Origin of the sequence: Natronocalculus amylovorans (assembly GCF_023638035.1) — an archaeon.
Classification (GTDB): Archaea; Halobacteriota; Halobacteria; order Halobacteriales; family Haloferacaceae; genus Natronocalculus; species Natronocalculus amylovorans.
In genome coordinates this window covers 423,619-450,086 of the sequence record NZ_JAKRVX010000002.1, presented here as the reverse complement: position 1 = coordinate 450,086, position 26,468 = coordinate 423,619, and the positions used below count along the sequence as shown (strand labels likewise).

Below are 26,468 nucleotides of genomic sequence, written 5' to 3'. Positions count from 1 at the left end.
CAGGCCAATAGTTAGGTCATAGAACGGTATGTGTGTTACGTTGTTACGCCTTGTCGACCACCCGGATTGAGCTTCCAAGATGTGCATGCCGAACCGCTGTCGATGTATCGGGGCCAAACTTGTTCAGATTGTTCTCAATTGCGACATCAAGACACTCGAGTTCCGGCTGGCTGATAACAACCTCACTGAATTGCACGTTTGTTACGGTGACACCGAGTGCATCAGAAACGATCGGTCGAAACTGTGCGCGATCTGTGAGCTCACCATGCCAAAGCCAGTCTCGAAAAAAGAGCCATCCGTCTTTAGGCGGCGCAACCAACGGGTGTCGATACACTGTTTTGAAACGATGTGGCTCAACCGAGCCGATCGCTGGTGAGAGTCTAAATTCAACGCGAAAGATGTATCCGGAGTCCATCTTCGATCACGGAATCAGTGCCGGTTGTGTTTAGTACTCGTCATCGAACAGTGCTGCAAGTCGAAGGTCATCTTTTGTAATCCCCCCCGCCTCGTGGCTCGTCAGACGAACCTCGACAGACTTGTATCCGATGATGATCTCAGGGTGGTGAAACTCTTCTTCTGCAACCTCTCCAATATCACCCGCAAATTCGACACCATCAAGATATGAGTCAAATGTGTACTCACGAACAATCTCATCATCATCACGTGTCCACTTAGCTGGTAGTCCATCTGCAATCTCTGTATCGGATAGAAGTGACATACCACGTCATACGCCTGCAGTCGTGAAAAATGTGCGTAGTATAACAAGATAGACGGAGACTTATACATCACCACACAGAGTATACGCTAATGGGCACTTCTCGGGTACTTGTAGTGGATGACGATGAGGCATTCGCAACACTCACACGGACGTTTCTAACTCGAATCGATGATTCGCTGCTCATTGATATTCAGACAGATCCAACAGCAGTTGTTGAGCAACTACAGACAAGTTCGTACGACTGTGTTGTCTCTGACTACGACATGCCCACACAAAACGGGTTACAGCTGTTATCTTCGATTCGATCTATCGATGATCATCTGCCATTTATTCTGTTTACTGGCAAAGGCTCCGAAGAAATTGCAAGCAAGGCTGTTTCGAAAGGTGTCACAGACTATTTGCAAAAAAAGGGAAGCACAGATCAGTACACTGTCCTTGCGAATCGGATCCAGAATGTGATTGAGCAACGGCGATCGACAGAAGCGCTCGAAGCATCCGAGCGACGGTACCGAACGCTTGTCGAGACGTCTCCGGTTGGCATTCATATTTTTGATCGTAATGGCGTCTTATTGTATGCAAATGAAGCCTCAGCCGCGCTCTTTGGAGCCGACTCTCCAGAGGATGTTGTTGGCGATTGTGTGCTGGAGTACATCCATCCAGCCGATCGTGCTGAAGCCGAGACGCGTTTAGCTAATATTTTTCAAAACAACTCATCTGCTCCGGAAATTACACAACAGGTTGTCTCAAAAAATGGAGAGACAAAATACACGCTTACCGCGACCTCACCGATCACATATAAAGGCAAGCCCGCCGGCCAAGCAGTCTCGCACAACATCACTGCTCAGGTTGCAACGGAAAAGCAGCTTGCTGAACAGACAGAGACTATCGAGATACTCCATGCGGCTGCGGGTGCACTCATGGAAGCAGACTCCGAGCAAGCGGTCTACGAGAACATGGTTCAGTTTGCAGAGGGTGTGCTTGCGTTCGATGTCTGTGCAGTGAACACATACGACGACGGAAAGCTGGTTGCTGCAGCAGTCTCTGAAACTGCAGCATCGAGCGGATACTACACTGAGCTTTCAGTCGAGGAGACGATTGCAGGCCAGACATACAATTCGGGTGAGTCTGCGATCATCTATGATCTCTCCACCAACGAAACGCATAACACCGCAGGAGCGTACCGATCGCTTATTAGCGTGCCAATTGGAGACCTTGGCGTGTTTCAAGCAGGGTCCCATGAGTCACATGCATTCAGTGCGAGTGACAAACGTCACGCAGAACTGTTAGTATTTAACGCCGCAAACAGAATTCGGTGTCTCAAAGAGAGCAAAAACGTTTGAACTCCTCGTTGCGGATGTCAATGTTCAAATAAAACAGCTCGCTAGTCAGTCGTCAGATAGCTGATCAAGAACGTGTTGTGGGATTTCGCCATCAACATGTGGCCCGTGGTTTGGCGTCGTTGTCCCTTGTGGTGGCTCGTCGAATCCAGGATCGAATAGTCGCATTGCAGTTTGAATTGTCGTCCAATCATCATTGGCCGCTGCGTCCCTCAGGCTCTTTGTTGGTGCAGCAAGCAATTGGCCGATGATCGAATCTGCAAGCGACTCAACGACCGCTTTCTGCTCCTCAGTTAGCTCTCCGTGTGCCTCCAGTTTTGTGAGTGCAGTTGCAATTTCCCTTGATTTGACATACTCTGCGCTCTCATACATCGCTCTGATTGCATCGTCTGCTTGTTTTCGTTTAAATGCCGTTAGCAGTCGATCGAGTTCGATATCGATCATCTCTTCAACTGCGCTTGCAGCAGCATCTCGCTTTTCACGGGTTTCCTCAGTTACACTTTCGAGGGCATCAATGTCATATACCGAGACGCCAGCTATCTGCGCTGCAGACGGATCGATATCTCGTGGCTGTGCGATATCAATACACACTGTGTTCCCTGCATCGGAAAGCCGACGTTCATCAAGCACGTACGTTGGGCTCCCCGTTGCTGAGATTATCACATCCGCGGTCGCAGCGGCAGCAGGTGCTGCATCGATCGCAACTGCTTGCGCATCAACGTCTACTTCGGCTGCGACATGTTCCGCGTGTGGAACGGTCCGGTTTGCGATGATGATACGATCAACACCTGCAGACGCAAGCGCTTTTGCAGAGAGCGTCCCCATCTCGCCAGCACCAACAACGAGTCCAGTCGCACCCGAAAGTTCGACTTCTCTACTTGCAAGCCGAACTGCAGCGCTCCCAAGCGAGAGTGCACCTTCGTTGATTTTCGTCTCAGTTCGAGCACGCTCGCCAACGTGGATCGCTTTTGTGAGTGCCTGATCGAAAATTGGGCCAACTCCACCAGCGCCACGTGCATCTTCCGCTGCTGTTTTCAGTTGCCCCAGAATCTGGTCTTCACCGATAACTAGCGATTCGAGACCGGATGCAACACGCATGAGATGACGAAGACTCTCTTCGTGGTCCATAAAAACGACTGCACCCTCTCGAACCCCGCCAACATATGGTGTTAATATCTCTTGTCCCGCTGCATCGCTCTCAGTAACAACATACATTTCTGCACGGTTACAGGTCTGGATTGCAAACGCCTCGGTTACCCGCGAATCAACCTGCAGCGACGTAACTACATCAGAAACACTCTCACCGCTTGCAGCATCGATTTCGTCAACGCTTGCATGTGCATGTGAAATACTCACCCCTGAAATGACACCTGTTTGGAACATCAGACCCAATCACCAACCGTTTCTGTAATCACGCGCGTTGCCTCTTTTTTTGCTTTCGTATCTCCGCTATGTAAAGCCTTCCAAACCGCTTCGGATCGCACGACTGCTCGGATTGCATCTCGGCGTTGTTGTGGTGATAGCTCGCTTTTTTTTAATTCTTCTCGGAGTTCACTTGTTAGCGCTGCGAGCTCTCCTGCACCGTCAATTTTGCCCTCCAGTTGCTGTCGAAGGTACTTTGCGAGTGCCGGACTGTTCGCGCCCGTAGAGATTGAAACCGTCACCGGACCATCAGAGACTGTTGCGGGGACAACTACGCTTCGTGCCGATCGCTCACCTGACATAGCAGCATTGTTCCGAAGTACTCCGCGTTCGGAGGCTGCTGTATCGATTGCATCGTTTATTTCAGTGTTATTGGTGGCAATCACGACGAGTGCTGGTTCACATCGATCGATCCACGACCCAACTGCCGCTGCCGCTGGAGCGGCGCGGATGAGTTCGATCGACTCCGAATCGAGGTCAGCGAACCGCGGATCAAACTTAGGGCTAACCACAATAACACGTGCCTCTGTGGCGAAGCGTTGTGCCTTTCGATAGCCAACGCTACCACCACCAAAGATAACAACTGTCTCACCCCGAAAGTCGTGATATAGCGGGATCATTGCTGTTGTCTCACGTTTCGTCTGTTGTATTTGCTGCTGCTCGCTCCTGCAATCGGATGCCCGTCTTTTTGAGTATTTGGGTTGAAAACAACGAGTCCCAATCGTCATCGGAGACGTCCCAGTACTCCTGCATGACATCGCGAACCTGTTCAATCCGCTGTTGGCTTTCTTCCTCGCTTCGACCATGCGTCATCGCAAAGAAATTGTACGGCCACACACCGTCGTGACGCGGACGCTGATAACAGTGTGTCACGAAATTAAGGCCCGCAACCTCCGGTCCAACCGTGTCAACGACGTCGTCAGGAACGTTCCAAACGGTCATCCCGTTCTCTGTATATCCAAGCGCATAATGATTCGGAATAACGCCAACTCGGCGGATCTTCCCTTCGATATTGAACCGTTTAATTGTCTCTCGAACCCATGCTGGCTCTGCATCAAGCGCCGACGCGATCGCTTCGTATGGCGATTCAGTTAGTGGGAACCCACCCTGAATCTCCAAAATTAGATCCCGCTCTTGTGGTGTCAGTGTGGTCCGATCACGTGGCGTTACATCCGGTCCTAGGTCCGATAGATCGATAACCCCACCCTCGATCGGTCCATCGAGATAGAACTTGGCTTCAACGCGGAACTCCTGTTGTTTTGGAAGGTTGTACGTCTTCTGTCCCGTTTCGTCTTCAATCTCTGAAAGGACACCCGCGATCCGACTCTCCTCGGCAACTGACACAACGAACCACATGTTAAGATATGGATGTGCTCGCTCGTAGTTGTGCGCAACTTCCCGGTAGCTGTTGACCTGTGCTGCGATCTCGTCAAATCGGTCTGCAGGCGCATGCATCGCAACGAGCGATGCATTGCCACCAATTTCTTGTGCGTTTACCAGCGCACCAAATCGAGAGAGGACGCCGTTTTCATCAAGTGTCTGAATACGCTCACAGAGCTCAGTCGCTGTCAACTCCACGCCATGGTCGGCCAGCGCGGCAGCAGCCGCCTCAAACGGCCGCTCAACAACTGGAAATCCACCTTGGAACGCATTTAAAATAGCCCGATCGGTCGGTGATAGCTCCGCATCGACCTGTTGCATGTCTGTACTTGGGTCTCCCAATGAATAAGCATCTCGAAATACCCGTTACGATTCGTATACGACGGAAGATTCTTAGAGTCACTCCTTGTGGTCTCAGTATATGGATGTGCCCTCACGACGTCAACTGCTCCATACAATTGGTGGCATTGCCGCCATCTCGACGGCAGGCTGTAATTCGTTGCGTGAACAACCAACAATACCACCGACGGATCCGGACCAAACGGAGACTGAAACACCAACTGAAACTCCAACGCCAACTGAGAGGGCAACGCCGACACCACGTCCGACAGAGTGTGAAATCAGCCCGATCGAATCCGAGGGTATCGACGTAGATGAGGGATTCCCGTTCGCACGGGTCGAGACAACTGAGGTTGACACTGAGCTATTCACACTTCAAGCACGTATAACACGCCAGTTCACTGAGGACCGCCCTGCACTGTTAACGATCCGATATACAAACAAACGATCCGAGCCATACGATTTTATTGGTGGTCCGACGCCACCGTATAGCGTTTATGAAGGGATACACACCGAACTCTCTGACGTTGGGATCCTCGCGATTCCCGACACTGAACGTGATGTAACTGTTCAACTCCCACGACGACCGGAAGACGGCTGCTGGCAAGCAGAATCCGAGCTTGAGACTGAGGAAACACGAACACAAACCACTGTTGACCCATGCGGAACGATTACTCGAACCTACCGGCTGTATGCCACAGAGTATTCCGAACGCTGCTTAGCAATTGGGCCGTATCAGTTTGAGACACAGCAGCTCGAACCGGACGAAGCGTTCGCGCTCACTATTGAGCTGCTCCCAAGCGAAGCATAACCCACCACTACTGGTCTTAGCAACTATTAACACAGTCGCGTCACAGCATTCAGATAGATTGGGCGATGGGGCTCGCCTTTCTCAACCGCCGATTCCGGCTGATGGCTCCTATTTGAGAGACCGTTATGAGACGGAGACAGCTACTTGGAAACATTGAACCGATTTTACTGATTGCGATCGGCGGGTTTGCAGGCGCAAATGCCCGATACGCAGTTGATGTACTGATTCCTGGATCGCTGACATCGACGTTTGCTGTCAACGTGGTCGGTAGCTTCGCACTTGGTGTGCTCGTGTACGATTCACTTCGAGACGACGTTATCCATGATAATTCAAGACTTGTTTTCGGGACTGGATTTCTTTCTTCGTTTACGACATATAGCATGTTTGTCTTGGATGCGGTTACCGATCCAGAGATTGCACTGTTGTATATCAGTGGGAGTTACGTGTGTGGGTTTGGGGCGGTTTTTCTCGCCCGTGGGACCGTTCAGTGGCTCGAACCGACCGATGAGACAGAGGCGGATATGGAGGCCTCATAATGGAGCCTGCATTTCTCGTCGGAACCGGTGGCGCGATCGGTGCACTGCTCCGATATGCCGTTGGTGAGTACGTTCCCGCAACCGAGTTTCCGTATGCGACGCTTATTGTCAACGTAATCGGGAGCTTTGTGCTGGGCGTGCTCGTGTTTGGTGGTGCATCATCTGACACGATGCTTTTGATCGGAATTGGGGCTTGTGGTGCATTCACAACCTACTCTTCATTCAGCGTCCAGACGATCCTGCTTTTTGAAGATGGAAAACGCACTGCAGCAGCCGCGAATGCGATTGGAAATCTTGTGCTGAGCCTGGGGGCGATCGGGCTTGCGTGGCTGCTCGTTGGACTCTAAGGAACGGCCGTTACGTCGTAGCCGAGAGACTCAATTGCACTGACGATCGCCTCCTGATCTGCGGTTGCTTCATAATAGAACACTAGTTTAAATGTCCCATCACGGAGCAGCTGCTGGCACTCCCACACAAACTCCTCATCCTCAAGTGTTAGCCCTTGGAACTGGTTTGATGCAAAGTCGGTGCTATCATTTCCTGCATAGATATATGTCTCACCTTTTCCAGCGTGTTCACTGATAATCTCGTTGAGGTCAACGGTTAGTTCGTGCATCTCGAGATCCTCTTGGCTTGTCAGCCCACTGTGGACGATTGCTCCGACAAGTTCAATCTCACCAGGTTCGAGCAATGCTTTCGTTCGCTTGTACAGATCATCATCGAGTGTCTTGCTCATTGTATAGTTCTCTGTAGGCGTCTGATAAACGACTGGCGATCCATCGACCGCGACGGATGAGCGTAATTATCACGGCCCAAAATTGGAGCCATAGATTTATTCAATACGGCTGAAAATCAATTGGCATGGCGCAGTCTGTGGTTCGGTTCCTTATTGGCCGTAACCTTCGACTTGCAGGTCAGATCCTGGCCATTTCCGGGCTGCTAACGCTCACCGCGTTCGGGACCTTAGCCCTTCCAGCACTGTGGGAACGACTCGGTGATCCTGTTGGAACGACAACGATGCAGTACGCTGCTGCAGGGGCGTTTATCCTTTCAGTTGTCGCGGCAATCTACATTCTCTCTGACGCGGGTGATGTGAATCCGTGGCTCCCAACTGGTGCGGTTCTTTTGGTTCTTACAGGGTATGGCGTAACAGGCGTCGTTGATGGGCCTGAGTTGCTATTTTTGATTGGGCCGTCGCTTCTTTTAGGCGTTCTTGCTGCGCTCGCTGGCTACGCAAATGATGGTGCATTTGTTGCGTTCTCACTTGTGCTGTTTCCTGTGTTTGGCTACATGGTGAACGCACCGTACGGCCCGATCGCGCAGGGAGATATTGTTGTGAGACTTCAGCTTTCGCTGTTGTTTTCACTTCTGTTTACGTTTGCAATTGGGACTGTTGGGTTTCTGTTGGGCGTTTTGATCAATCGCGTTCAGACCTACTCTGGAGACAAATTGGTCTCAGAACTACAGCATCCAGATGAGATTTCACCCAAACATGGCAATGAAAATACAGACGAAGCATAAGACACTCATAGGATCACTGAAATAGTAGTACTGAATGCGCTCGTATCTTCGGCGGCAACTATATCGCGTGTATGAGCGGCTTCTCGATAGAGAAATCGGGACCGCTCCGTCACACGTTGCGATTATTCAGGATGGGAACCGCCGATACGCACGGTCAAGCGGGAAAGACCCACACAAAGGCCATCATGCTGGTGCGGACACAACAGAAGATGTGTTGGACTGGTGTGCGGAGCTTGGCGTCGAGGAGCTTACCTTATATGCATTCTCGACAGAAAATTTCAACCGGCCACCAGAAGAGCTTGAGCCGCTGTTCGATCTTATCGAATCAAAACTCTATGATTTTGCTGATGCCGGTCGGGTCCACGATGATAACGTCTGCATCCGTGCGATCGGCGATATCGAACAGCTCCCAACACGCGTGCAGAACGCAATCCAGTACGCTGAACGTCGAACTGCGAGCTATTCTGGATTCACACTTAATATCGCACTTGCCTATGGCGGCCGAAACGAGCTCTTACGAGCGGCAAGAGATGTTGCAACGGATGTTGCGACCGGAACACTCCGCGCAGAGAATGTCGACGTTTCTGAAATCGAATCACGACTCTACCGGCAACCAGTCAGAGATGTCGATCTGATCATTCGTACCGGTGGCGATGAACGCACCTCGAATTTTCTACCATGGCATGCAAACGGTAACGAGGCTGCAGTCTACTTTTGTGCTCCGTACTGGCCTGAGTTTTCAAAAATTGACTTTCTTCGCGGAATCCGAACCTACGAATCACGAGAACACTCATGGCAGCGTACGCGATCGAAGCGGGCAATTGCACTTGTTCGAGCGGTCGCAGAAGTGGAGATTGACGAGGCCCGATCGGTCGCCAGACGGCTCAAGGAACATCTTCCAAACGCAGATCGAGATGTCCTTGCTGAAGAGCTTAACAACGAAGTCCACCAGTCAGAGCCTGCAGATTAATCCGTTGTTATCGGCCGAACCGCCGTTGTCTGTCTTTATAATCCAAGACTGCACGAAGGTAGTCTCGTTTTCGAAAATCTCGCCAATTAATATCCGTAAAATAGAGTTCCGAATAGACCGACTGCCAGATCATAAAGTCAGACAGCCGCTCTTCGCCGGTTTTAATCAGCAGATCGGGTTCATCGGGAAACACTAGTCGATCGGCGATCGAATCCGCGTCAATTTCATCTGGTGAGAGTTCTCCTGCTTCAACCGCAGTTGCAAGTTGAGCGACCGCTGCAGCAAACTCGTGTTTGCCCCCGAGTCCAATGTTGATCTGTATTGGGGTTCCAACCGGCTCGGTATCCTTCGGCCCGCGAACAGCGATCATCTCAGGTGCAGAGATTGTTTCCAACTCACGCTGGAGTGTGGGGACAACCGCTTTATCGAGCACACTGATAGAAACCGTAACTCGATCGGTACCATACTCAAATGCCCACGTGAAAAATGAGCTTAGCGTCTCATACGCCCCGCTTTCAAGCAGGTCTCGTTCTGTGAGGATCACTGCAACATGAGTCGGCGCTGCAGTAGCATGTCGGCGTATTCGAGATGCTAGATAGGCATTGTATAAACGCACACGCTATCTAACGATATCCGATCGAATAATGGCTTCGCCGCAGTGCCATCATGGGTGACAAACACATCCATTATTTTGGATGATGCGAACTCGGATGTCGGGAAGGTTAAGTGTCAGTCCACGATATCCGCAGATGTGACTGGACGGCCTCGACGAGCAGCAGCGTTTGCAGCAGTCGCGAGCATTGCCGTGGTTTCGCCAACACTGGGCCTCGTAACTGCCGTACCATTTGCGCTCATTGCAGTTGCGGCCGCGTTTCTCATCTCTAGCGGGCCCGTGTTCGAACTGTTTGCACGACCGGGAGATCGACAAGACCAACGTCTCAACGGGCTTGCTGGCTTCGCACTCGCCGCAGCAGGGCTTGCCCTACTTTCGACCGCTCCACAGCTTTCGATGCCGGAAACAGTGTTTACAGCCACAATATTTGGTGTTGCATTTGGAAACCTTGGTAAGCAACTCCTTGATATCGCTGATGTAACTGAACTACGAGCAGTCGTTGGATTTCTCATTGTCGGTGCAGCAGCTGCAGTCGCTGGGCAGGCTGCCGTCACTGTTCAACTCCGCGGCGAGATTGATGTGGCGCTTATTTCATTTCTTGCGATCGCCGCGGTGTTGCTTGCAGCGATCCTTCGTGAGCTACTGTATGAGCGTGATGACCCGGTTGTGCTATTCACTGTTGGAATTGCACTTTGGGGGCTCGAATCGCTCGCCGGCTCACTTGACCCAACCTACCTGCTCATTGCTGTAGTTCTCACTGGCCTCCTTGGCTACGTCTCCTACGCTCTCGGCACTGCCTCGATCGCAGGTGCGCTTACCGGCGTCTTGCTTGGACTTATTACGATCGTCTATGGTGGTTTTGGCTGGTTCGCCGTTCTCATTGCATTCTATGGCACTGGAGCACTTGCTTCAAAGTTTAAATATGATGATAAATCTGCTCGCGGCGTGGCTGAAGAGAACGATGGTGCGCGTGGAACTGGAAACGTTCTCGGAAACTCTGCCGTTGCACTCGTTGCAGTGCTCGGGTTTGCTGCGGCAGATCAGCTTTCCGCCCCCGAGGTTCTTTTTGTAGTTGCGTTCTCCGGTTCGCTTGCAACAGCACTTGGTGACACGCTCTCCAGTGAGATCGGCGGGCTGTTTGACACACCTCGACTCATTACGACGCTTGAACCTGTTGAGCCAGGAACTGATGGTGCGGTTACATGGCAGGGTGAACTCGCTGGCCTTGTTGGTGCTGCAGTTATCGGTATTCTTTCTGCGACCGTGCTTCCCGGTGCTGAGACACTGGTGTTAGCAGGTGTAATCACGGCGGGTGGGATTGTTGGAATCACAGTTGACAGCGTCTTAGGAGCCACAGTTGAAGGCGATCGGCTCGGCAATCAGTCTGTGAATTTCCTTGCGACTCTCGGTGGGGCAGGTGGTGCCGTTCTGATTGCAGTCGCTGTTGGATTATTCTAATCATCACTTACGGCACACAATGAGGTGACAACAGCTACTAGTTAGTGTGTAACGGTGTCAAGGAGCTGTGAGCCGGTTAACGTTCGCGTCCCAACTGGTTTTTTGACGAACTCCCCATGGGCTGTTGCAACAATCTGTTCAACCCCACGATCGGTTGCAAGATCGAGGAGCCGTTGATCGAGCGTTCCATCGAGAACGATCGTTTCCGGTACTGTTTCTGTCGACTCAAGAGTTGCGAACACCTTTCCAGTATCACAGGTATCGAGCTGTTGGCATGATTCGTCAAGAAACACTGCAGTATCTGTTGCACCTGCAATTACTTCTGTAACGTATTCTCGGATCGATTGTGGCGGTTTCGGGACCCCTATTGTTTCTGTGTCTCGCGCATCCGTATCTCCGATCGAGCTCTCTGAGGCGGTCTCTGTGTCTTTACCTCCAGAGTTATCTGTCAGTTCGGATCTAGCTGCCTCCGTTCCGGTACTCGGTACGACATTCACTGCAACTTCGGTATCGGAAGCCTGTGTTTGCGTGTTTGTCTCTGATGCGGTTTTTGTGCTGGTGACTGAACTCATTGCTGAACGTTGTGTCTCTGCGTCGGTTGCACCCGTCTGACTTGTCACCGTTTCTCGGATGTTTGGCTCATCAACGAGCAGTTCGAACGGCATTTTCTCTCGCAGTGCCGAAAGCACAGCCGCCCGATCGAGGTCTTCAACGGAACTTCCGGATGGTGCAAACGCCACGTAATCGACGTCGCCAACCTGCGCTAATTCCTTGAGGATGAGCTCACCTCCTCGATCGCCATCCAAGAATGTTGTCACCGTTCGTTCATTTGTGAGCGCTGCGATCGATTCTGGGATGTTTGTCCCCTCAACAGCAACTGCATTTTTGATTCCGTATTTCAGCAATTGAAGGACATCTGCTCGACCTTCGACGACGATGATTGCATCAGAATCTACGACGCGCGGACCTGCAGGCATGCCGCCGTACTCTGCTATATCTGCAACCCGTGCAGACTCTCTGACCTCCGCGAGCAGCTCTTCGCTGGACATGACGCTCTCGTCAAACCCTTCGGCGAGCAGCTCTTTTGCCCGGCCAACAACTTCTCTACGTTTTGCGGCTCTGACATCCTCGATGTCAGTCACTTCGACCTGTGCCCGGCAGGGGCCAACACGAGTAATGGTCTCTAATGCAGCACCGAGAATCGCGGTTTCGACCTTGTCGAGACTGGTCGCGATCGTTAGCTCTCCGAATGACTGTCCATTTTCCGAGTCGATCTGTACGTCTATTCGCCCGACTTTTGATGATTGTTGTAAATCTCGGAGGTCGAGCTCATCCCCGAGAAGGCCTTCGGTTTGGCCGAAGACTGCGCCCACAACGTCGCTGCGCTCTACGACGCCGCTTGCAACGATGCGTGCATGTATAAGATATTTTGATGTATCGTCCATATGAAATTCCTAATGGTAATGTGATGGTAGTGAGGTGTATCCAAAATCGAACTATCTGAGTAGCACGATTCGTTGGAACAATTTATATACTCGTCCTGATGGCAAATAGCTGTCGCACTTGTAGTTTGTGATTTTGGACATTACATGGGCCGGAACCAGTCACCTGCATCTACTAGTGCTTCAGCTGGGTCTTTCGGATCATCATGCTCGAATATCACCTGCTCAACAGGGACCGCTTGAAGAATATCCGTAAGTGCCACATCACCCTCACCTAATCCTACCGGAGTGCCCCCACGTGGTGCGGTCTCATCGAGACGGACATCTTTGAGGTGGATCGATGTGAGCCGATTTCGATACTGATTGCAGAGTTCGATCGGGTCACATCCTGCAGCAGTTGCCCAGCCAACGTCTAGTTGGAGTGAGAGCGCGGTCTCGGACAGAAGCCTCTCAAGGATTGTGTATGTACCGATCGTTTCAAGTTCATGTTCATGATTGTGGTAGCTAAGCGTTCCACCAGCATCCTCGATCTGTTGATTGGCAGCCGCTAGCCGATCCATTGTTACCGTGAACGTGTCTGGGTCGAACGCTTTCGGCTCAAGATATGGGATCACAAACTCCGTTACTCCAAGCTGTTGATACTCTTGAATCACCGTGGGCTCACATTCGATCGTAGAGAGCGGCACGTGTGCACTCACAGCTGCCACCTCGTTTTTTGAACATATGTTTTCCACTTGTTCGGGCGGTTCATCGGGCAGACCTGCAAATTCGACTCCCGAAAACCCGGCCGCGGATACCCGCTCAATCGTCTCAGAGAAAGACCAACCAGCGTTTCGAAGCGAGTAAAGCTGAACGGCGATCTGCATACCAAGCCGAACCAATACTGTATACAAAACTATTCTGAATTCAAACATGAGATATGAAGAAAATTATTCTTCAAAACTACCCTCTGTTGGCCAATCACAACGTTTAGGTACCACTGTATAGTATTCATTAGTAATATGGCCGATCGAATTGTCGACGTCCTGTGGGTCGTGGCGTTTGCACTGCTCACAGTGTTTTCAGTACCGTGGTTCCTCTGGGGTGATGGAACGGTTGTTGCTGGGCTCCCAGCATGGTTGTGGTGGCACATCGGTTGGATGGTTGTTGCAACAGCGCTTTTTTGGCAGTTCACGAAACGCGCGTGGGACCGCGGAATGGGTGTAACCAATGGCTGAGTTAGCGATTCAACTTGGCGTTGTACTCGCGTACCTTCTGGTTGCACTCATAATCGGTGTCATTGCATACCGAGTGACAACAAATGCAGCCGAAGATTACTACCTTGCAGATCGATCAATCGGGACGATCGTCCTTTTATTCACAACGTTTGCGACCCTTCTTTCGGCGTTCACGTTCTTTGGGGGTCCGAATATTGCGTATGCGCAGGGTCCTGAGTGGATTCTCGTTATGGGTGTGATGGACGGTGTTCTGTTTGCGATCCTGTGGTATCTGATTGGCTACAAACAGTGGTTGATCGGACAGAAACACGGCTATGTAACGCTTGGTGAGATGCTTGGCGATCGCTTCGGCTCGCAGACGCTCCGTGGTCTTGTTGCGCTTATCAGCCTCTTTTGGCTGTTTCCGTACGTCATGTTACAACAGATGGGTGCTGGTGAGGCGCTTACCGGGCTCTCAAACGGGGTCATTCCATACTGGGCCGGTGCTGCACTCATTACACTCTTCATGATCCTGTATGTCGTCATCGCAGGAATGCGTGGTGTTGCATGGACTGATACCATTCAGGGTCTATTTATGTTATCCGTCACATGGATCGCTGTTGTCTGGGTACTGGTTGCCGTCGGTGGTATCGGCGTTATAAATAGTGGACTGAGTAGCTCAAACCCTGAGTTCCTGGCACTCGGTAGCGACTTTTATACACCAGCGTATATCATTTCGACTGCCGTTGTGATCGCATTTGGTGTGACGATGTTTCCACAGATTAACCAGCGGTTCTTTGTCGCGAAATCCGATCGGGTGTTGAAGCGGTCGTTCACACTCTGGCCAGTGCTTGTGCTGTTGCTGTTTGTCCCAACATTCTTACTCGGAACATGGGCCGCAGGGCTTGACATCACAGTCCCTGAGGGCGCAAATGTCTTGCCAGTGTTGTTAAACGAGTACACGCCAGTCTGGTTTGCAGCGCTTGTAATTGCGGGTGCAATGGCGGCGATGATGTCTTCATCGGACTCGATGCTTCTGTCAGGATCATCATACTTCATGCGCGATCTGTACAAACCATTTGTTACGCCTGATGTGTCTGAGAGTCGAGAGGCAACGCTTGCCCGGATTGGCGTTGCAGTGTTTGCGACGCTTGCCTTCTTTGCAAGCCTAACTCGGCCAGGAACGCTCATTGAGGTTGGCAACACGGCGTTTGGTGGCTTCGCCCAACTCACGCTTCCTGTAATGATTGCGCTCTATTGGGGTGGTGTGACTCGTGATGGGATGTTCGCTGGTCTTGTTGGGGGCCAATTATTGTATCTCTCACATGTTTTCGTTCCGACGGTAACGGTTGACGTTGCAGGGATGACGCTCCCGTTGTTTGCTCGAGCCTACGCTGGGTGGGATGTAGCCCTCCCGGCAATGGTTGTTGGTGCCGTGCTGGTTGTTACAGTCTCGTATGCAACTGCTCCCGCACCCACTGAGGAGCACGATCGGTTTGTTGTGAGTGCCGATTAAGCGCTCACTGTCTTTCATCCGGTGAGAATAGCCCGAAGGGTACAATAGCGTCCACTCCCTAATCGGAATATGAACGAATCGGGCGTTCAGGTCCTAATGGATCAGGAAACGATCGAATCGCGTGTTGCGAACGGATCGGCTCCTGACTGGGTTGAGACGCATTTTGAAACATTCCGAGATTCGATGCTCGGCCGGCGAAACGACACGCCGTTCCCATGCTATTTCGGCATCGAGGTGATGCAAAAGAAGGATCTTCTCTACACCGCTGTTGGCTCGATGACGGAGAAGGATGCACTGCTCACATTCCGTGATACACTGCTTGAGTATCTGGAAGTGTATCCGGACCACGCCGATCGGGCCCCCCTTGTGACATTTTTCAAACCACCTGCACAGGAACTTGCTGAAAAAGACTATCACGAACGGTTATGGAACGTGCTGCAGTTCCTCCACGTCCATGACCCGGAACCATGGCCCGAAGAGATTCCAACGGAGCCTGACGACCCGTATTGGGAATTCTGTTTCGGCGGTGAACCGCTGTTTCCAACTTCACGAGCGCCATTTTATGAACAGCGAATGAGTCGGTACTGTCCGATCGGTCTTGAGATCACGTTCCAGCCGCGATCGGTCTTTGACGGCATTACTGCAGACACCGAGGCGGGCCAACAGGCACGAGAGCGGATTCAAAATCGGCTTGAATCGTATGATGGCGTCTGCCCACACGCAAAGATCGGTGATTGGGGTGTCGACGGGGACAGAGAGTGGCCCCAATACCTGCTTTCGGCTGATGAGGAACAAGCACCGGATACCTGCCCGATGCAACCAACCCGGACACATCCAAAAGTGCCAACAGAGCTACTCACGCCTGAGCCACGGACGCGACTCACCGGTGCAGAGGCGGATTGAATAATGGTAGGTTCACTCCCAGACGATGCGGTGTTAGTGCTCATTGATATGCAGGTCGGATTCGAGGATCCTAGCTGGGGCGATCGGAATAACCCAGACGCCGAAGCTGTCGCTGAATCAGTGCTCGCTACATGGCGAACACAGAGCCGCCCAATAGCACACATTCGACACAACTCAACAGAGCCGGGGTCACCACTCCGTGGAGATGCACCTGGGTTCGCATTCAAGCCGGAAACAGCCCCGACCGACGGTGAGCCAACGTTCGAAAAGCGTGTCAACAGCGGATTCATCGGGACGGAGTTCGAGTCATGGCTCACCGAGCAGGGATATGATACACTTGTTATCTGTGGGTTAACAACTGATCACTGTATTTCAACGACAACTCGGATGGCAGAGAATCTTGGCTACGCTGTGTATCTGCTTTCGGATGCAACTGCAACCTTCGATCGTGAAGGGCCTGACGGCACATACTATGATGCGGAGACGATGCATCGGACCGCGCTTGCGCATCTCAACGGTGAATTTGCAACGGTCGTCACCGCAGCCGAGCTCAAAGCCGCGATCGAACCGTAGCTACTCCGATAAGAGAGGCTCTTCACGCGATTTGAGATGTGTGAGTGCTGTTGTTGCGTGTGCGCCAAGCAGCTGAAATAGGTAGGTTTGCTCTTTATTAACTGTCGTTTCAAGTGAGTCTGTGGGTTGTGGGGTTGTTTGAAGCACGATCGTCCCCAGCCGTTCCTGCGTCTGTAGTGGAACAATATATAAGGACAGATCTGTAGGAACGCCCTCTATGTTTGAGAGCAGCTGTACGTCTGCGGTGGCTGTTTCGGTAGCCACAATTTTCGGAAGCCGGTCAGTCATCTCTGCGGAGAATGTTGTGTCAACGACCGCCTCTCCAGCGGATGTGCTGACGAGAAATGCGGTGCTCTCCGCATCAAGGAGGATGTCGCCCACTTCGATCGAGAGCGCGCTAATCTCGTCAACAGTTGTTGACTCATTGAGCGTTCTGCCGTACTGATTTAGCCCCTCAAGCCTCTGTGCAAATGATTCGATATTGGAGCGCGTCCGTTTATGAGCCGCATCATACTGTCCAATCAATAACCCAGCGAGGATGCCCGATGAAAGCGCATCAGCGAGCGCATACAGAAGTGCGGACTGTTCGATCGGCGTACCCACATATAATAATGAAACAACGGCAACGAATCCAATACCACTTCCGACAGCCCACCCAGCGATTCTGAGCATATAGTCGTCGTACACAGGTGTGGTACGCAGCCAATAGCCGGCGTAGCTAATGGCGATCGCACACCACAAAAATGGCAGTGTTCGAAACGCAAGTACAAGCGGATCACCGCTCCACCCAACCGCCTGTCTCAGCTGTACCACCGCTAATCCTGCTCCAAAAACAAGCAGAAATGCGGTAACAAATTGCCGATGGTTCATTTAGCTATGTATCGGATTTGTATGTGGCTACATAATGGCTCTCATATGATGTCAAATTAGCTATGAATCATCCCGTTTCGACGGTGGACCAGAATCGAATTTAGCCCGGAGACAAAGTATACGTATGAACCAGTACACAAGCCGTCGGCATATGATGATGGCTGTCGGTGCTGGAGTGCTTGGATCGGTTGCTGGCTGTCTTGGATCTGATGATACAGAGGACTCAGGGCAAACAGCAACTGCGTCACAAGGTGATGACGACCAATCTGGGGCACAAACTGAGTCACCGGAGGCGATTGGGAGTGAGGGGCTTGTGTATGCATTTGCATCGAACCGCATTGCGATGATCGATCCCGAAACTGGAGAAGTAGTTGACGATATAACGGATTCTATCGATGAGAATGAGTGGAGTGCTGTTGTCATCACTCACGATCACAGTCAGGTTTTTGCGATCGAGCAGTCGCTTTCACAAGCCGTTGTAATTAACACCGAAACGCGAGTGATTGACGCGACGATCGACATTGGGCCAAGCCCCGTCCATATGTATCACCCCAAACCGAACGAAGTGTGGGCACACAGCGACGCCGAAGGCGCATTTTATGTAATCGATCGAGACACGCTTGCAGTCGAGACGATCGTCGAGGCTGGTCTTGATGGGGAAGGCCATGGAAAACTGCTGCATCATGAGGACTTTGGTGAGAAAGCGTATGCTGGGAATGTCAACGATCCGGCTGCACACATCATCGACCTCGAAGCATACGAGCGGACAGATTCAATTTCATTTGGTAAAGATGGCGGCACACATTACAAAGCGTACACACCGGAATCGGGCCATGCTTACTTCGAGCGATCCGGAGACATACAGACGACTGCGGTTATTGACACGGAGACCGATGAGTTCGTTGACGAACTCCCATACGCTGGTGCGATGTCTCTCTCACCGGATGAGTCAGTACTTGGGCTCCTTGACGAAGGAACGCTCAGAATCTTGGATGCAACGAGCGAAGAAAGCACAGAGCTTGATTCGGTATCGATCGACGGAATCCCTGCAGTGGCTCGGTTCTTCACATTGGATGAGGGACTCTATGCTGCTGTCGCAACGACCGACAGTGCAGCGATTGTCGTTATTTCGGTCGCTGACGGAGAGATCGTTGATCAGATCCCTGCCGGTGAGGTTAGCGGCCAACGGCGAGCAGGTGTGAGTGGAGACTCATACTTTATCACACCGGCAGATGCGGATGGAACAGTGGCAATCGTCTATATGGCCGATCGTGACCATGTTGAAACGGTAGCCGTTGGTGACGGTGTCGATACGGTACTGTATATCGGAGACTCAGGCACTGGATATCTGGGTCGATAGCCACAAGCCGATGAGCGACCAATCACTATCTATGCGCCGGTCCCCGGATGGAACAGATGATGAGCGATCGATGTTGGGGCGAGCAACACTCGTCGGGATCGCATTGCTCGTTGTTGTTTCGCTCTTTACGATGCCCGCTGCCGGACACGCATATCTGAGCGAAAGTAATCCACAGAACGGTGCCGCACTCGATACCGCACCGGAGACAGTCGAACTCTCATATGCTGGTGACGGTATCGAACTCGCAGACGTCACTGTTCATGGTCCCGATGGGTCTGAAATAAGCGGTGACACAACGATCGATTCGGATGACCGACAGCTCGTCAGTGTACCGATCGAAGACGTTGGTGATGGGATGTACACTGTCCAGTGGGAAGTGCTGGCAGATGATGGGCACACAACGAGCGGGACATTCTTTTTTACGGTTGGTGAGGAGCAGCTCGACCGTGACGCAGTCCGTGATACTTACAGCGAGGATGACGATGATGATGGGACGTTGTTTGAATCAGGAGCCAAAGGGATACTGCTGCTTGCACTGATCGGTCTTGTCGGCATCCCGATCACGGCATGGGTTGCGGTGTATCCGGTTTCGGGACGAATTACGAGTACAACCATTGAACAGATAGATTTGCGAATCATCCAACTTGTTGCTGGCTCTGCTGTATTGTTGGCTCTCGGTGTGGTTGGCCTTGGACTTACACGGAGTACCGCACTCGGTGCGACAGGTGGCCCCGCAGTTCAACAGTTCATTGGGACAACACTTGGAACGATTTGGCTTGGCCAGTTGGCACTCACTGGCGCTATCGTTGGCATTCTCATTGCGGCGTACCGAAATATAATCGAACGCCGTGCATGGCTTGCAGCCGTATTTTTCGGTGGTATTGCCATGCAGTTGACAGTGAGCTGGAGCAGCCACTCTGCAACTGCAGTCGATCGGCTCCAAGGAACCGTAATCGATTTCGTCCACATTTTTGGTGCCGGTCTGTGGGTGGGTGGATTAGTTGTGCTTGCAGTCGTCGTCCAACCGCTCGTTCGTGGTCGCGAACCGATCGCCGCACGTGAGAGTGTAGCTGCGATAATCAGACGCTACTCGATCGTCGCACTTACCGGTGTCACGCTTGCAGGCATAACTGGGCTCTTTTTAGCAGCGTGGCATGCGCCAACGGCTGAGGCCCTTCTTGGAACGCTCTACGGCACAGTCCTCACGACAAAAACAGGGCTCGTACTGTTTGCACTTGGAATTGGCGGCGTTGTTCGGTTCGTGCTGCTTCGATCGCTCGACCCAACTGCCCAAGGTGTGTTTGGCCGAACACAACCAACTCCAACAGTGCCCGTCCGGGAAGATGGGGGTGAATCAACAACTCTCCGACGTGTTATTTGGGGTGTGCGGATCGAACTGGTCGTGCTTATTGGAGTAATTTTGCTTTCGGGAATGCTCACATCGATTCCAACCGCGGCCGTTGCAGCGGGTGATGAAGGCATCCCCCAGGCATCGATCGAAACCGAACATGATGGCGGTGTTGTCGAACTATCTGCACTCCCAGCCGATGACGCGAACGATCGGCTGTTTGTCCACGAATACGAGCCAGTCATCTACGAAGCCACGTTCAGAGACCAGAGCGGGGAGCAGATCTCATCCGATCGGACCGTTCGGCTGCTCGCAACCCATGAGGAGTCGGATACCGCAATAGAGATCGATCTTGAGGAGACACAGGATGGAACGTACGCAACAGTCCAGGCGCTTCCTGCGCATGGTGATTGGGATCTTCGAGTCTCTGGACAGCCTGAAGACACGTTCGTTGCGGAGTGGTTTGAGCTCTATGTGATTATCGATCACCCTGAACATACCCACGATCACTCACATGGGGATCTAACCGGTGAGCAGACGCCGTTTGCAGGGTGGCTTGGACTGCTCGGACTTGTTGTCGGTGTCATTGGGATGGTTGCTGTGAGCATCGAAACGATTCGGTTTGGCCGACGCCAACATTGACATCATCCTCAATTCTACGTCACACGGAACCGCGTCAATTTATTCCGCTGCCGGGTTGAGTTCACTACATGCAGACACACATCGTTCCGGTTGGGTTTGATTACGATCGACTCATTGCGCCACTGATTCGTGACCAGTTCGATGTGGATTTTGTCATTTTGCTTGAAGGTGCAGTCGGAAGCGAGGCAAATGTTGAGTACTCACGGAACATCGCCAGAAAGCTCGAAAAAGACTTTCAGAACCTCTTAGGCGCAAAAACTGATCGGATCCGTCTCACGGATGTGTACGATTATGATGCGGCATTTGAGTGGGCATTTGATCTCATCAATGAACAGTTAGACGATGGCGCAGAGGTATGGGTGAACGTCTGTTCAATGCCTCGTCCGGTCTCATTTGCGTTTGCCACGGCTGCTCATTCGGTGATGGTTGAACGACAAGCCGATCGAGATCGGATTCACACCTACTACACTGCCCCGGAAAAATATCTAGAAACGGAGCTTGCAGAGGAGCTTCGAGCCTGCCGAGACCTCTTGGACTCGATCGAGACTGATGGGTCAGATGCACACACGCAACCGATCGAAACACATCTTGAAAGCGCAACTGATCTCCTCAACGAGTTTGATGAGCGGGGGACGACGATCGGGGCCAAAAAGATTGGTGAAGGTCATATTATTGAACTCCCTGTTGCGTCGTTTTCAAACGTCAAACCGTTCGAAGAGTTGATTTTATTTACGCTCGGTGAACACGGAACGTTTGAGTCGGTGAGTGATCTCGCATCTGCGCTTGCCCGTGATCTCAACGAAGAGTATACGGATAGCTTCCGATCGAAAGTTATCTACAATGTCGATCGGCTTGGCCCAGGTGGGAAAGGATACATCGAACAGGAAGAACACGGCAAATCGTATCGAACAAAACTCTCACGAATTGGCGAGCTGTGGGTGCGGGCCCACGGTGACAGAAACGAGCTGTAGTCGTGCTATCTCACGTTGACGATCGTTCCAACGCCTTTGCTGGAGCCCTCTCGGAACACAAACCGTTGTCCTTCCTCAACAAGATATGGACGGAATTTGAACCGAACATGGGTTGTTCCGGTATCCCCGGGAAGGAGCTTTCCACCCGCAGGTGAGAACACTGCGGCCTCGCTAACGGTTTCTAAATGGACAACTGGCTCATACCCATCTTGGATCCGAGTTGGGTGATTAAGCACCATCACTTCCGCATCGAACTCTCGGACCGGCTCTGGGTTGCTTTCGCGTGGGATGAGCACCATTCCACGCTCAACTTCTGGCTCTTTAACACCTTTCAGCGCAATGCCAACAATACGGCCGGCTTTTGCGGTATCGACGCGGTGATAGTGCATTTCGATCGATCGCACCTCCACCTCACGGAATGAGCCATCCGGCATCGGACCCAATAACAACTCATCACCTGCATCGACGCTCCCTGAATTGACCGTTCCAGATGCGACGGCACCAACACCAGTGACGCTGTAGCTGCGATCGATATACATCCGGAAGGTGCTTCGAGATTCGGTCGATCGTTTTGGAAGCAGCTCAAAGAACGTATCAAGCTTGCTCAATCCAGTGCCATCAACCGCACTTGTTTTCAGAATTGGGACGACTGTCTCCGAAATTTCTTCGGTTGCTTGTGCGACGCTGTAGCGCTCAACTCGAAGCGGCGTCCGCCTCACGTCCCGCAAGAGCCGCTCGACCTCACGCTCGACCTCCGAAACCCGCTCCTCGGAGACAACATCTGTCTTTGTGATTGCAACGATCGTGGGGAGTTCCGTTGCAAGCAAGATACCAAGGTGTTCACGGGTTGTTTTTGTTGGCCCATCATCGGCTGCGACAACGAGCAGCCCATAGTCGAGTTTCTGTCCAACAAGGCCCCGAATTGTGGTTCGAAGCCATGGCTCGTGTCCAACAGTATCGACAAAGGAGACCAGCCGATCGGCGTCACGAACGACTGCTGCTCGATCGCTTTTTCGATCCGGATTCTCCGTCCGAATTGGTGCTCCTTCGTCATCGAATCCGTACACAGCATATGAAAGGTCTGCAGAGAGACCACGTTCAACTTCGTGCGGTTGCACATCGAGGAAGCTCCGAGTAAACCCATTACCATTGTCTGCCTGTCCGGTTACAAGCGACCCGACAAGCGTACTCTTGCCGTGATCGACATGCCCTGCAGTGCCAACAACGATATGACCGTTGTCGGATTCAATCATTGAACCCTCCTGAATCGTCGCCATCCCAACCAAGCCACCGTTATCACCGGCACTCCAGGTTTGAACATCCGAAATGTGTGCATCGGCTTCCTCAGCAAGCAACGAAAGGACATCCATTGTTTCAGAGAAGCGATCGGCGCTGATCCCCGCAATGCCGCCGTTATCCGTTACACCAACGACGTAGGTTGCAGTTCCATCGCCCGATAACACCCGGTGTCTGAGTTGCGCAGCCAAGCTTTCCATGCGACCATCAGCCAAATGAACGTCTCGGGTGAGCCGCTCTTTGAACTCAATATGGCCACCATCTTCTTCACCGCGCTCAAGAGCAGCGTCAAGCGCTGCTCGATCGGCGCTCATGAACGGCAGTTAGCGATCAGGTAGTAAAACCCTTTTCGTGCTGTGTGTTCTCATGTCATTGTCGTAGATTGCCTCTCTATAGAGAATTATGTACTTTTGGGAGCGTTCTCATTTTGACTACGGCAACAATCTTAACACACCAGACTGAGTTGTCTGTAATATCATAGATGGCTACCCCACCGGGCGACCAGTCCAAGACTAGTGACCGTTTGCCGGCAGTTGACCGTTCGACACAGCGGCCGTCACCGTCCGATCGGACGAGTGGATCAGTTCGCTCCGGTATGAACTCATTTTCGAGCACGAATGAGACCGGTGTCCGTGTCGAAGGGAAAACCGTCCTCGCCACGCTTGCTGGGGTTCCCCGTGTTTCGATCGCTGATGTTGTCTATCCACATCAGCTCGATACAGCACATCCCCCAAAGGAGACGCGGGTCATCGCCCTATTTGATCTCAAAAACGTCAGCAATCGCCCGATTCGGTGGAGCGCATCACAGACGTCATTTATTGGAAGCGATGCGTACACCTACAGCTCCTCTACGCTCTCATTAGATCCTGGGAAGCTTGGGCCAGGCTGTCACACGCGATCGGTATCGATCGAACCCGGCCGAAAAGCACGAATCGCCACACTTGTCGAAAAGCTCCCGCCCGATGTCGAGATTGTTGAGGCAGTTCACACAGTTGGTGCTCGAAGAAATGGGACGCTCGATCGACTGCACTTCCGTCTATAGTTGCGCTACTTTTTCAACACATCATACGCTTGGCTGACACGTTTGAACTGCTCTTCGTCGCCTGTATCTGTATCAGGATGTACCTCTTTAACTTTCTCTCTGTATGCTTGTTTGATCTCTTGTCCTGTTGCCGTTGGTGACAGATCAAGAGTCCTGTAGGCTTCTTTTTGTGAGGGTTGTTTTGTCGTCCGCGGTGCTTCTCGGCCTCGTGCGCGCTGTCGGTTCTGTCGGACCTGTTCGCGTGTGAATCGCCGATCGCCTGTGAACGGCCCTGCACCCGCTCGCGAACCTGTGTTGGTCCGATCGTACACGCGATAGGTATCTGCGTTCTCTCTTGCGTGCTGCATAAGTCGGCCACTTGCTTGATACCAAAAGAGGTAGGCTGTTCCTGCAAATGGAATTGCTACCAAAAGAAGCAATGGGCTCACAACAAATCCAAGGATCAATGTCAAGACAGCAAGGCCACTCAGAACCGCAGAGAGTCCCATGAGGAGCTGATTTTGATCCACTATCTTACTGTATGAACGCGATGATTGTAAGACTCTCGGCAGTGCCTGCTACTCGATCGGAATGCCATCATCTTTAACATTTGGTGCACCAACGACCAGCAAACGACTGTCTTCGATCGCGGTCAACTGCCGTGCTGCAGTCGGTGGGAGAACAAGTACATCGTCTGGCTCAAGTTCGAGGACCTCGCCATCAACAGTGCACTCAAACCGCCCTGAAAGAACCAGATACAGCTCCTCTTGTTCCCTTTGCGTGTGTTTCCGGTTTGTCTCCCCAGCGGTGTATTCCCAGACATTCGGCCGCATTTTCTCTGGACGAAGTTCATAGCCGATCGCTCGAAGCGCAGGCGATCCTGCATCAAGCTCACGACGCTCAACAGCATCAATATTGACTGGTGTAACCATATTCCACCCTCTCGGTGGATGTGAAAGAAACTACTGCTTGGTTGTGTTACTTTGGCACGAGACGAACAAGTGGGACATCGCTATCATCGATAAGGACATATAGATGTCCTGTATCCGGGGCTTCTGCCACGTCTCTGATTCGCCACTCTGCCCCATCCAACAGTGGGTTGGTCTCCGCAACCGAATCTTCATCAACAACAAACCGCCCGAGGTACTGCCCTGCAAGATTTCCAACAAATAGATCACCGTTCCATGCAGGGAACGCATCACCCGTGTAGAACGTCATTCCAGCAGGTGGGAAGCCACCGCTGTTGCACTCCCAATAGTAGCGCGGATCGACCACATCATCTCGCTCATGTGGTTCGTCCCCAACCGGATCTCCGCCGCCATACGTACAGCCATAGTGTGCGATCGGCCAGCCGTGGTTCTCGCCCGCATCAACAACACGGATCGAGTCTCCATCTTGCTCTCCGTGTTCGCTCTGCCAAATCTCGTCTGTCTCTGGATGGATTGTCATTCCCTGTGCATTTCGGTGTCCATAGCTGAAGATCGAATCAACGACCTCCGAATCGTCAACGAATGGATTATCGGACGGGACCTCACCACTTGGGGTGAGACGAAGCGTTGTTCCAAGCTCGTTTGTGGTGTCCTGTGAGACGTGATCGGGACCAAAGTCTTTGAAACCCCGATCGCCAACAGTCACATACAGCATTTCATCCGGTCCAAACATGACACGGGAGCCGTAGTGCTGTCCTGAATCAACGAACGGCTCTGCAGCGCGTAGCTGTTCAAATTCGGCAAACGCAGGCTCCGTGTCCGAAAGTAGCCCTCGACCCACATGTGTTGTTGTCTCACCGTTGCCGTTTGCAGCTGCATAGGTCAGATACACCCATGGCTCATCCGAAAACGCTGGATGGAGTGCAATATCAAGTAGTCCACCCTGTCCGCGAGTGCTCACATCGGGAAGCCCTTCGATGAATTCAGTTGTCCCTTCTTCACACTCAATCCGAAGCAGTTGGCCGTCGACCTCAGTCACGAACAGCTCGGAACTATCGGGAACAAACGCCAGCCCCCATGGGCTGTCGAGCCCGTCAACAACCTCTTCAATCTCATACTCATCGGAGTCAACGCCATCAGCACCCGCACTACTGAACGGGTTCGGTAGACTGCTTGTACAGCCAGCAAGCGATACTGTCCCGATCGCTCCACTCGCACTGAGCAGTTGTCGCCGAGTAATCCGGCGGGGTTGTCTATTGGAGGTCATGTGAAACCAATACCTGTTTGGTTACTAAT

Annotated in this window: 29 protein-coding genes and 1 riboswitch; of the genes, 15 read left to right on the top strand and 14 right to left on the bottom strand. The window is 52.1% G+C overall.

Features of this window, described 5'->3' with window-relative positions:
• Nucleotides 1-43 precede the first annotated feature (43 nt).
• Both lwrS and AArcSt2_RS06720 read right to left on the bottom strand, forming a co-directional pair.
• The gene (gene lwrS / locus AArcSt2_RS06725) at nt 44-415 is read right to left on the bottom strand and encodes an LWR-salt protein (RefSeq protein ID WP_250583509.1); all 372 of its coding nucleotides are present in this window, start codon (nt 413-415) and stop codon (nt 44-46) included.
• 30 nt (nt 416-445) lie between these two features.
• The gene (locus AArcSt2_RS06720) at nt 446-718 is read right to left on the bottom strand and encodes a 4a-hydroxytetrahydrobiopterin dehydratase (RefSeq protein WP_174652107.1); all 273 of its coding nucleotides are present in this window, start codon (nt 716-718) and stop codon (nt 446-448) included.
• A gap of 89 nt (nt 719-807) precedes the next feature.
• On the opposite strand from AArcSt2_RS06720, the gene AArcSt2_RS06715 reads away from it, so the two are divergent.
• Complete coding sequence (locus tag AArcSt2_RS06715; RefSeq protein ID WP_250583508.1) at nt 808-2,058, top strand: response regulator; 1,251 nt, start codon at nt 808-810, stop codon at nt 2,056-2,058.
• A 45-nt stretch (nt 2,059-2,103) separates the two neighbouring features.
• Here the strand turns inward: AArcSt2_RS06715 and hemA are convergent, their stop codons facing one another.
• From hemA to ahbB, 3 genes are read right to left on the bottom strand one after another with little or no spacing between them, the layout of a single operon-like run.
• Entirely contained in the window at nt 2,104-3,438 is a 1,335-nt protein-coding gene (hemA, locus tag AArcSt2_RS06710) for a glutamyl-tRNA reductase (RefSeq protein WP_174652105.1), read from the bottom strand.
• Complete coding sequence (locus tag AArcSt2_RS06705; protein WP_174652104.1) at nt 3,438-4,097, bottom strand: precorrin-2 dehydrogenase/sirohydrochlorin ferrochelatase family protein; 660 nt, start codon at nt 4,095-4,097, stop codon at nt 3,438-3,440. The genes hemA and AArcSt2_RS06705 overlap by 1 nt, the downstream gene beginning before the upstream one ends.
• Before the next feature lie 10 nt (nt 4,098-4,107).
• Nucleotides 4,108-5,178: a siroheme decarboxylase subunit beta gene (gene ahbB, locus AArcSt2_RS06700; RefSeq protein ID WP_174652103.1), complete on the bottom strand. Its 1,071-nt coding sequence runs from the start codon at nt 5,176-5,178 to the stop codon at nt 4,108-4,110.
• A gap of 100 nt (nt 5,179-5,278) precedes the next feature.
• Between ahbB and AArcSt2_RS06695 the strand changes: the two genes are divergently transcribed.
• The 3 genes from AArcSt2_RS06695 (at nt 5,279) to crcB (ending at nt 6,890) form a co-directional block, all read left to right on the top strand.
• On the top strand, nt 5,279-6,007 hold the full coding sequence (locus AArcSt2_RS06695) for a hypothetical protein (protein WP_250583507.1): 729 nt from the start codon (nt 5,279-5,281) through the stop codon (nt 6,005-6,007).
• 52 nt (nt 6,008-6,059) lie between these two features.
• A riboswitch (Fluoride riboswitch) is annotated at nt 6,060-6,125 on the top strand.
• 7 nt (nt 6,126-6,132) lie between these two features.
• Nucleotides 6,133-6,543 carry a fluoride efflux transporter FluC gene (locus AArcSt2_RS06690; protein WP_250583506.1) on the top strand — a complete coding sequence of 137 codons (411 nt, stop codon included), beginning with the start codon at nt 6,133-6,135 and terminating at the stop codon, nt 6,541-6,543.
• On the top strand, nt 6,543-6,890 hold the full coding sequence (gene crcB / locus AArcSt2_RS06685) for a fluoride efflux transporter CrcB (protein ID WP_174652100.1): 348 nt from the start codon (nt 6,543-6,545) through the stop codon (nt 6,888-6,890). The genes AArcSt2_RS06690 and crcB overlap by 1 nt, the downstream gene beginning before the upstream one ends.
• Here the strand turns inward: crcB and AArcSt2_RS06680 are convergent.
• Nucleotides 6,887-7,279 (bottom strand): DUF5778 family protein, encoded by a 393-nt coding sequence (locus tag AArcSt2_RS06680; RefSeq protein ID WP_250583505.1) that lies wholly within the window; start codon nt 7,277-7,279, stop codon nt 6,887-6,889. The two genes, crcB and AArcSt2_RS06680, sit on opposite strands and share 4 nt — an antisense overlap.
• A 125-nt stretch (nt 7,280-7,404) precedes the next feature.
• Here AArcSt2_RS06680 and AArcSt2_RS06675 point away from each other — a divergent pair, with 125 nt between their 5' ends.
• Both AArcSt2_RS06675 and uppS read left to right on the top strand, forming a co-directional pair.
• Complete coding sequence (locus tag AArcSt2_RS06675) at nt 7,405-8,064, top strand: hypothetical protein (protein ID WP_250583504.1); 660 nt, start codon at nt 7,405-7,407, stop codon at nt 8,062-8,064.
• 34 nt (nt 8,065-8,098) lie between these two features.
• Nucleotides 8,099-9,034 (top strand): polyprenyl diphosphate synthase, encoded by a 936-nt coding sequence (uppS, locus tag AArcSt2_RS06670; protein ID WP_250583503.1) that lies wholly within the window; start codon nt 8,099-8,101, stop codon nt 9,032-9,034.
• 7 nt (nt 9,035-9,041) lie between these two features.
• Here the strand turns inward: uppS and AArcSt2_RS06665 are convergent, their stop codons facing one another.
• The gene (locus AArcSt2_RS06665; protein WP_174652096.1) at nt 9,042-9,650 is read right to left on the bottom strand and encodes an undecaprenyl diphosphate synthase family protein; all 609 of its coding nucleotides are present in this window, start codon (nt 9,648-9,650) and stop codon (nt 9,042-9,044) included.
• A 135-nt stretch (nt 9,651-9,785) separates the two neighbouring features.
• Here AArcSt2_RS06665 and AArcSt2_RS06660 point away from each other — a divergent pair, with 135 nt between their 5' ends.
• Nucleotides 9,786-11,105: a DUF92 domain-containing protein gene (locus AArcSt2_RS06660; protein ID WP_174652095.1), complete on the top strand. Its 1,320-nt coding sequence runs from the start codon at nt 9,786-9,788 to the stop codon at nt 11,103-11,105.
• Between the two features lie 41 nt (nt 11,106-11,146).
• Here AArcSt2_RS06660 and dnaG read toward each other — a convergent pair whose 3' ends face one another.
• A complete protein-coding gene (gene dnaG / locus AArcSt2_RS06655; protein ID WP_174652094.1) occupies nt 11,147-12,550 on the bottom strand; it encodes a DNA primase DnaG in 1,404 nt (467 codons plus the stop codon).
• 140 nt (nt 12,551-12,690) lie between these two features.
• Complete coding sequence (locus AArcSt2_RS06650; protein ID WP_250583502.1) at nt 12,691-13,413, bottom strand: sugar phosphate isomerase/epimerase family protein; 723 nt, start codon at nt 13,411-13,413, stop codon at nt 12,691-12,693.
• Nucleotides 13,414-13,548: 135 nt separating this feature from the next.
• Here AArcSt2_RS06650 and AArcSt2_RS06645 point away from each other — a divergent pair, with 135 nt between their 5' ends.
• The 4 genes from AArcSt2_RS06645 (at nt 13,549) to AArcSt2_RS06630 (ending at nt 16,735) form a co-directional block, all read left to right on the top strand.
• On the top strand, nt 13,549-13,764 hold the full coding sequence (locus tag AArcSt2_RS06645; protein WP_174652092.1) for a DUF3311 domain-containing protein: 216 nt from the start codon (nt 13,549-13,551) through the stop codon (nt 13,762-13,764).
• On the top strand, nt 13,757-15,259 hold the full coding sequence (locus AArcSt2_RS06640) for a sodium:solute symporter family protein (RefSeq protein ID WP_250583501.1): 1,503 nt from the start codon (nt 13,757-13,759) through the stop codon (nt 15,257-15,259). Before AArcSt2_RS06645 ends, AArcSt2_RS06640 begins: the two co-directional genes overlap by 8 nt.
• Before the next feature lie 69 nt (nt 15,260-15,328).
• The gene (locus AArcSt2_RS06635; protein WP_174652090.1) at nt 15,329-16,162 is read left to right on the top strand and encodes a YqcI/YcgG family protein; all 834 of its coding nucleotides are present in this window, start codon (nt 15,329-15,331) and stop codon (nt 16,160-16,162) included.
• 3 nt (nt 16,163-16,165) lie between these two features.
• A complete protein-coding gene (locus AArcSt2_RS06630; RefSeq protein ID WP_250583500.1) occupies nt 16,166-16,735 on the top strand; it encodes a cysteine hydrolase family protein in 570 nt (189 codons plus the stop codon).
• On the opposite strand, the gene AArcSt2_RS06625 is transcribed toward AArcSt2_RS06630, so the two are convergent.
• A complete protein-coding gene (locus tag AArcSt2_RS06625) occupies nt 16,736-17,605 on the bottom strand; it encodes a hypothetical protein (RefSeq protein WP_250583499.1) in 870 nt (289 codons plus the stop codon).
• A gap of 124 nt (nt 17,606-17,729) precedes the next feature.
• Here AArcSt2_RS06625 and AArcSt2_RS06620 point away from each other — a divergent pair, with 124 nt between their 5' ends.
• The 3 genes from AArcSt2_RS06620 to AArcSt2_RS06610 all read left to right on the top strand — a co-directional run bounded on the left by AArcSt2_RS06620 (nt 17,730) and on the right by AArcSt2_RS06610 (nt 21,926).
• On the top strand, nt 17,730-18,965 hold the full coding sequence (locus AArcSt2_RS06620; RefSeq protein ID WP_250583498.1) for a YncE family protein: 1,236 nt from the start codon (nt 17,730-17,732) through the stop codon (nt 18,963-18,965).
• A 31-nt stretch (nt 18,966-18,996) separates the two neighbouring features.
• On the top strand, nt 18,997-20,955 hold the full coding sequence (locus tag AArcSt2_RS06615; RefSeq protein WP_250583497.1) for a copper resistance CopC/CopD family protein: 1,959 nt from the start codon (nt 18,997-18,999) through the stop codon (nt 20,953-20,955).
• Nucleotides 20,956-21,023: 68 nt separating this feature from the next.
• Nucleotides 21,024-21,926 carry an HFX_2341 family transcriptional regulator gene (locus AArcSt2_RS06610; RefSeq protein WP_174652086.1) on the top strand — a complete coding sequence of 301 codons (903 nt, stop codon included), beginning with the start codon at nt 21,024-21,026 and terminating at the stop codon, nt 21,924-21,926.
• Nucleotides 21,927-21,931: 5 nt separating this feature from the next.
• Here AArcSt2_RS06610 and AArcSt2_RS06605 read toward each other — a convergent pair whose 3' ends face one another.
• Complete coding sequence (locus AArcSt2_RS06605; RefSeq protein ID WP_250583496.1) at nt 21,932-23,536, bottom strand: GTPBP1 family GTP-binding protein; 1,605 nt, start codon at nt 23,534-23,536, stop codon at nt 21,932-21,934.
• A 281-nt stretch (nt 23,537-23,817) separates the two neighbouring features.
• On the opposite strand from AArcSt2_RS06605, the gene AArcSt2_RS06600 reads away from it, so the two are divergent.
• On the top strand, nt 23,818-24,264 hold the full coding sequence (locus tag AArcSt2_RS06600) for a hypothetical protein (protein WP_250583495.1): 447 nt from the start codon (nt 23,818-23,820) through the stop codon (nt 24,262-24,264).
• A 5-nt stretch (nt 24,265-24,269) separates the two neighbouring features.
• On the opposite strand, the gene AArcSt2_RS06595 is transcribed toward AArcSt2_RS06600, so the two are convergent.
• From AArcSt2_RS06595 to AArcSt2_RS06585, 3 genes are read right to left on the bottom strand one after another with little or no spacing between them, the layout of a single operon-like run.
• Entirely contained in the window at nt 24,270-24,773 is a 504-nt protein-coding gene (locus AArcSt2_RS06595; RefSeq protein WP_250583494.1) for a J domain-containing protein, read from the bottom strand.
• Nucleotides 24,774-24,821: 48 nt separating this feature from the next.
• The gene (locus tag AArcSt2_RS06590) at nt 24,822-25,175 is read right to left on the bottom strand and encodes a cupin domain-containing protein (protein ID WP_250583493.1); all 354 of its coding nucleotides are present in this window, start codon (nt 25,173-25,175) and stop codon (nt 24,822-24,824) included.
• A gap of 46 nt (nt 25,176-25,221) precedes the next feature.
• Nucleotides 25,222-26,439, bottom strand: coding sequence for a PQQ-dependent sugar dehydrogenase (locus tag AArcSt2_RS06585; protein ID WP_250583492.1), 1,218 nt, complete (start codon nt 26,437-26,439; stop codon nt 25,222-25,224).
• Nucleotides 26,440-26,468: the final 29 nt, after the last annotated feature.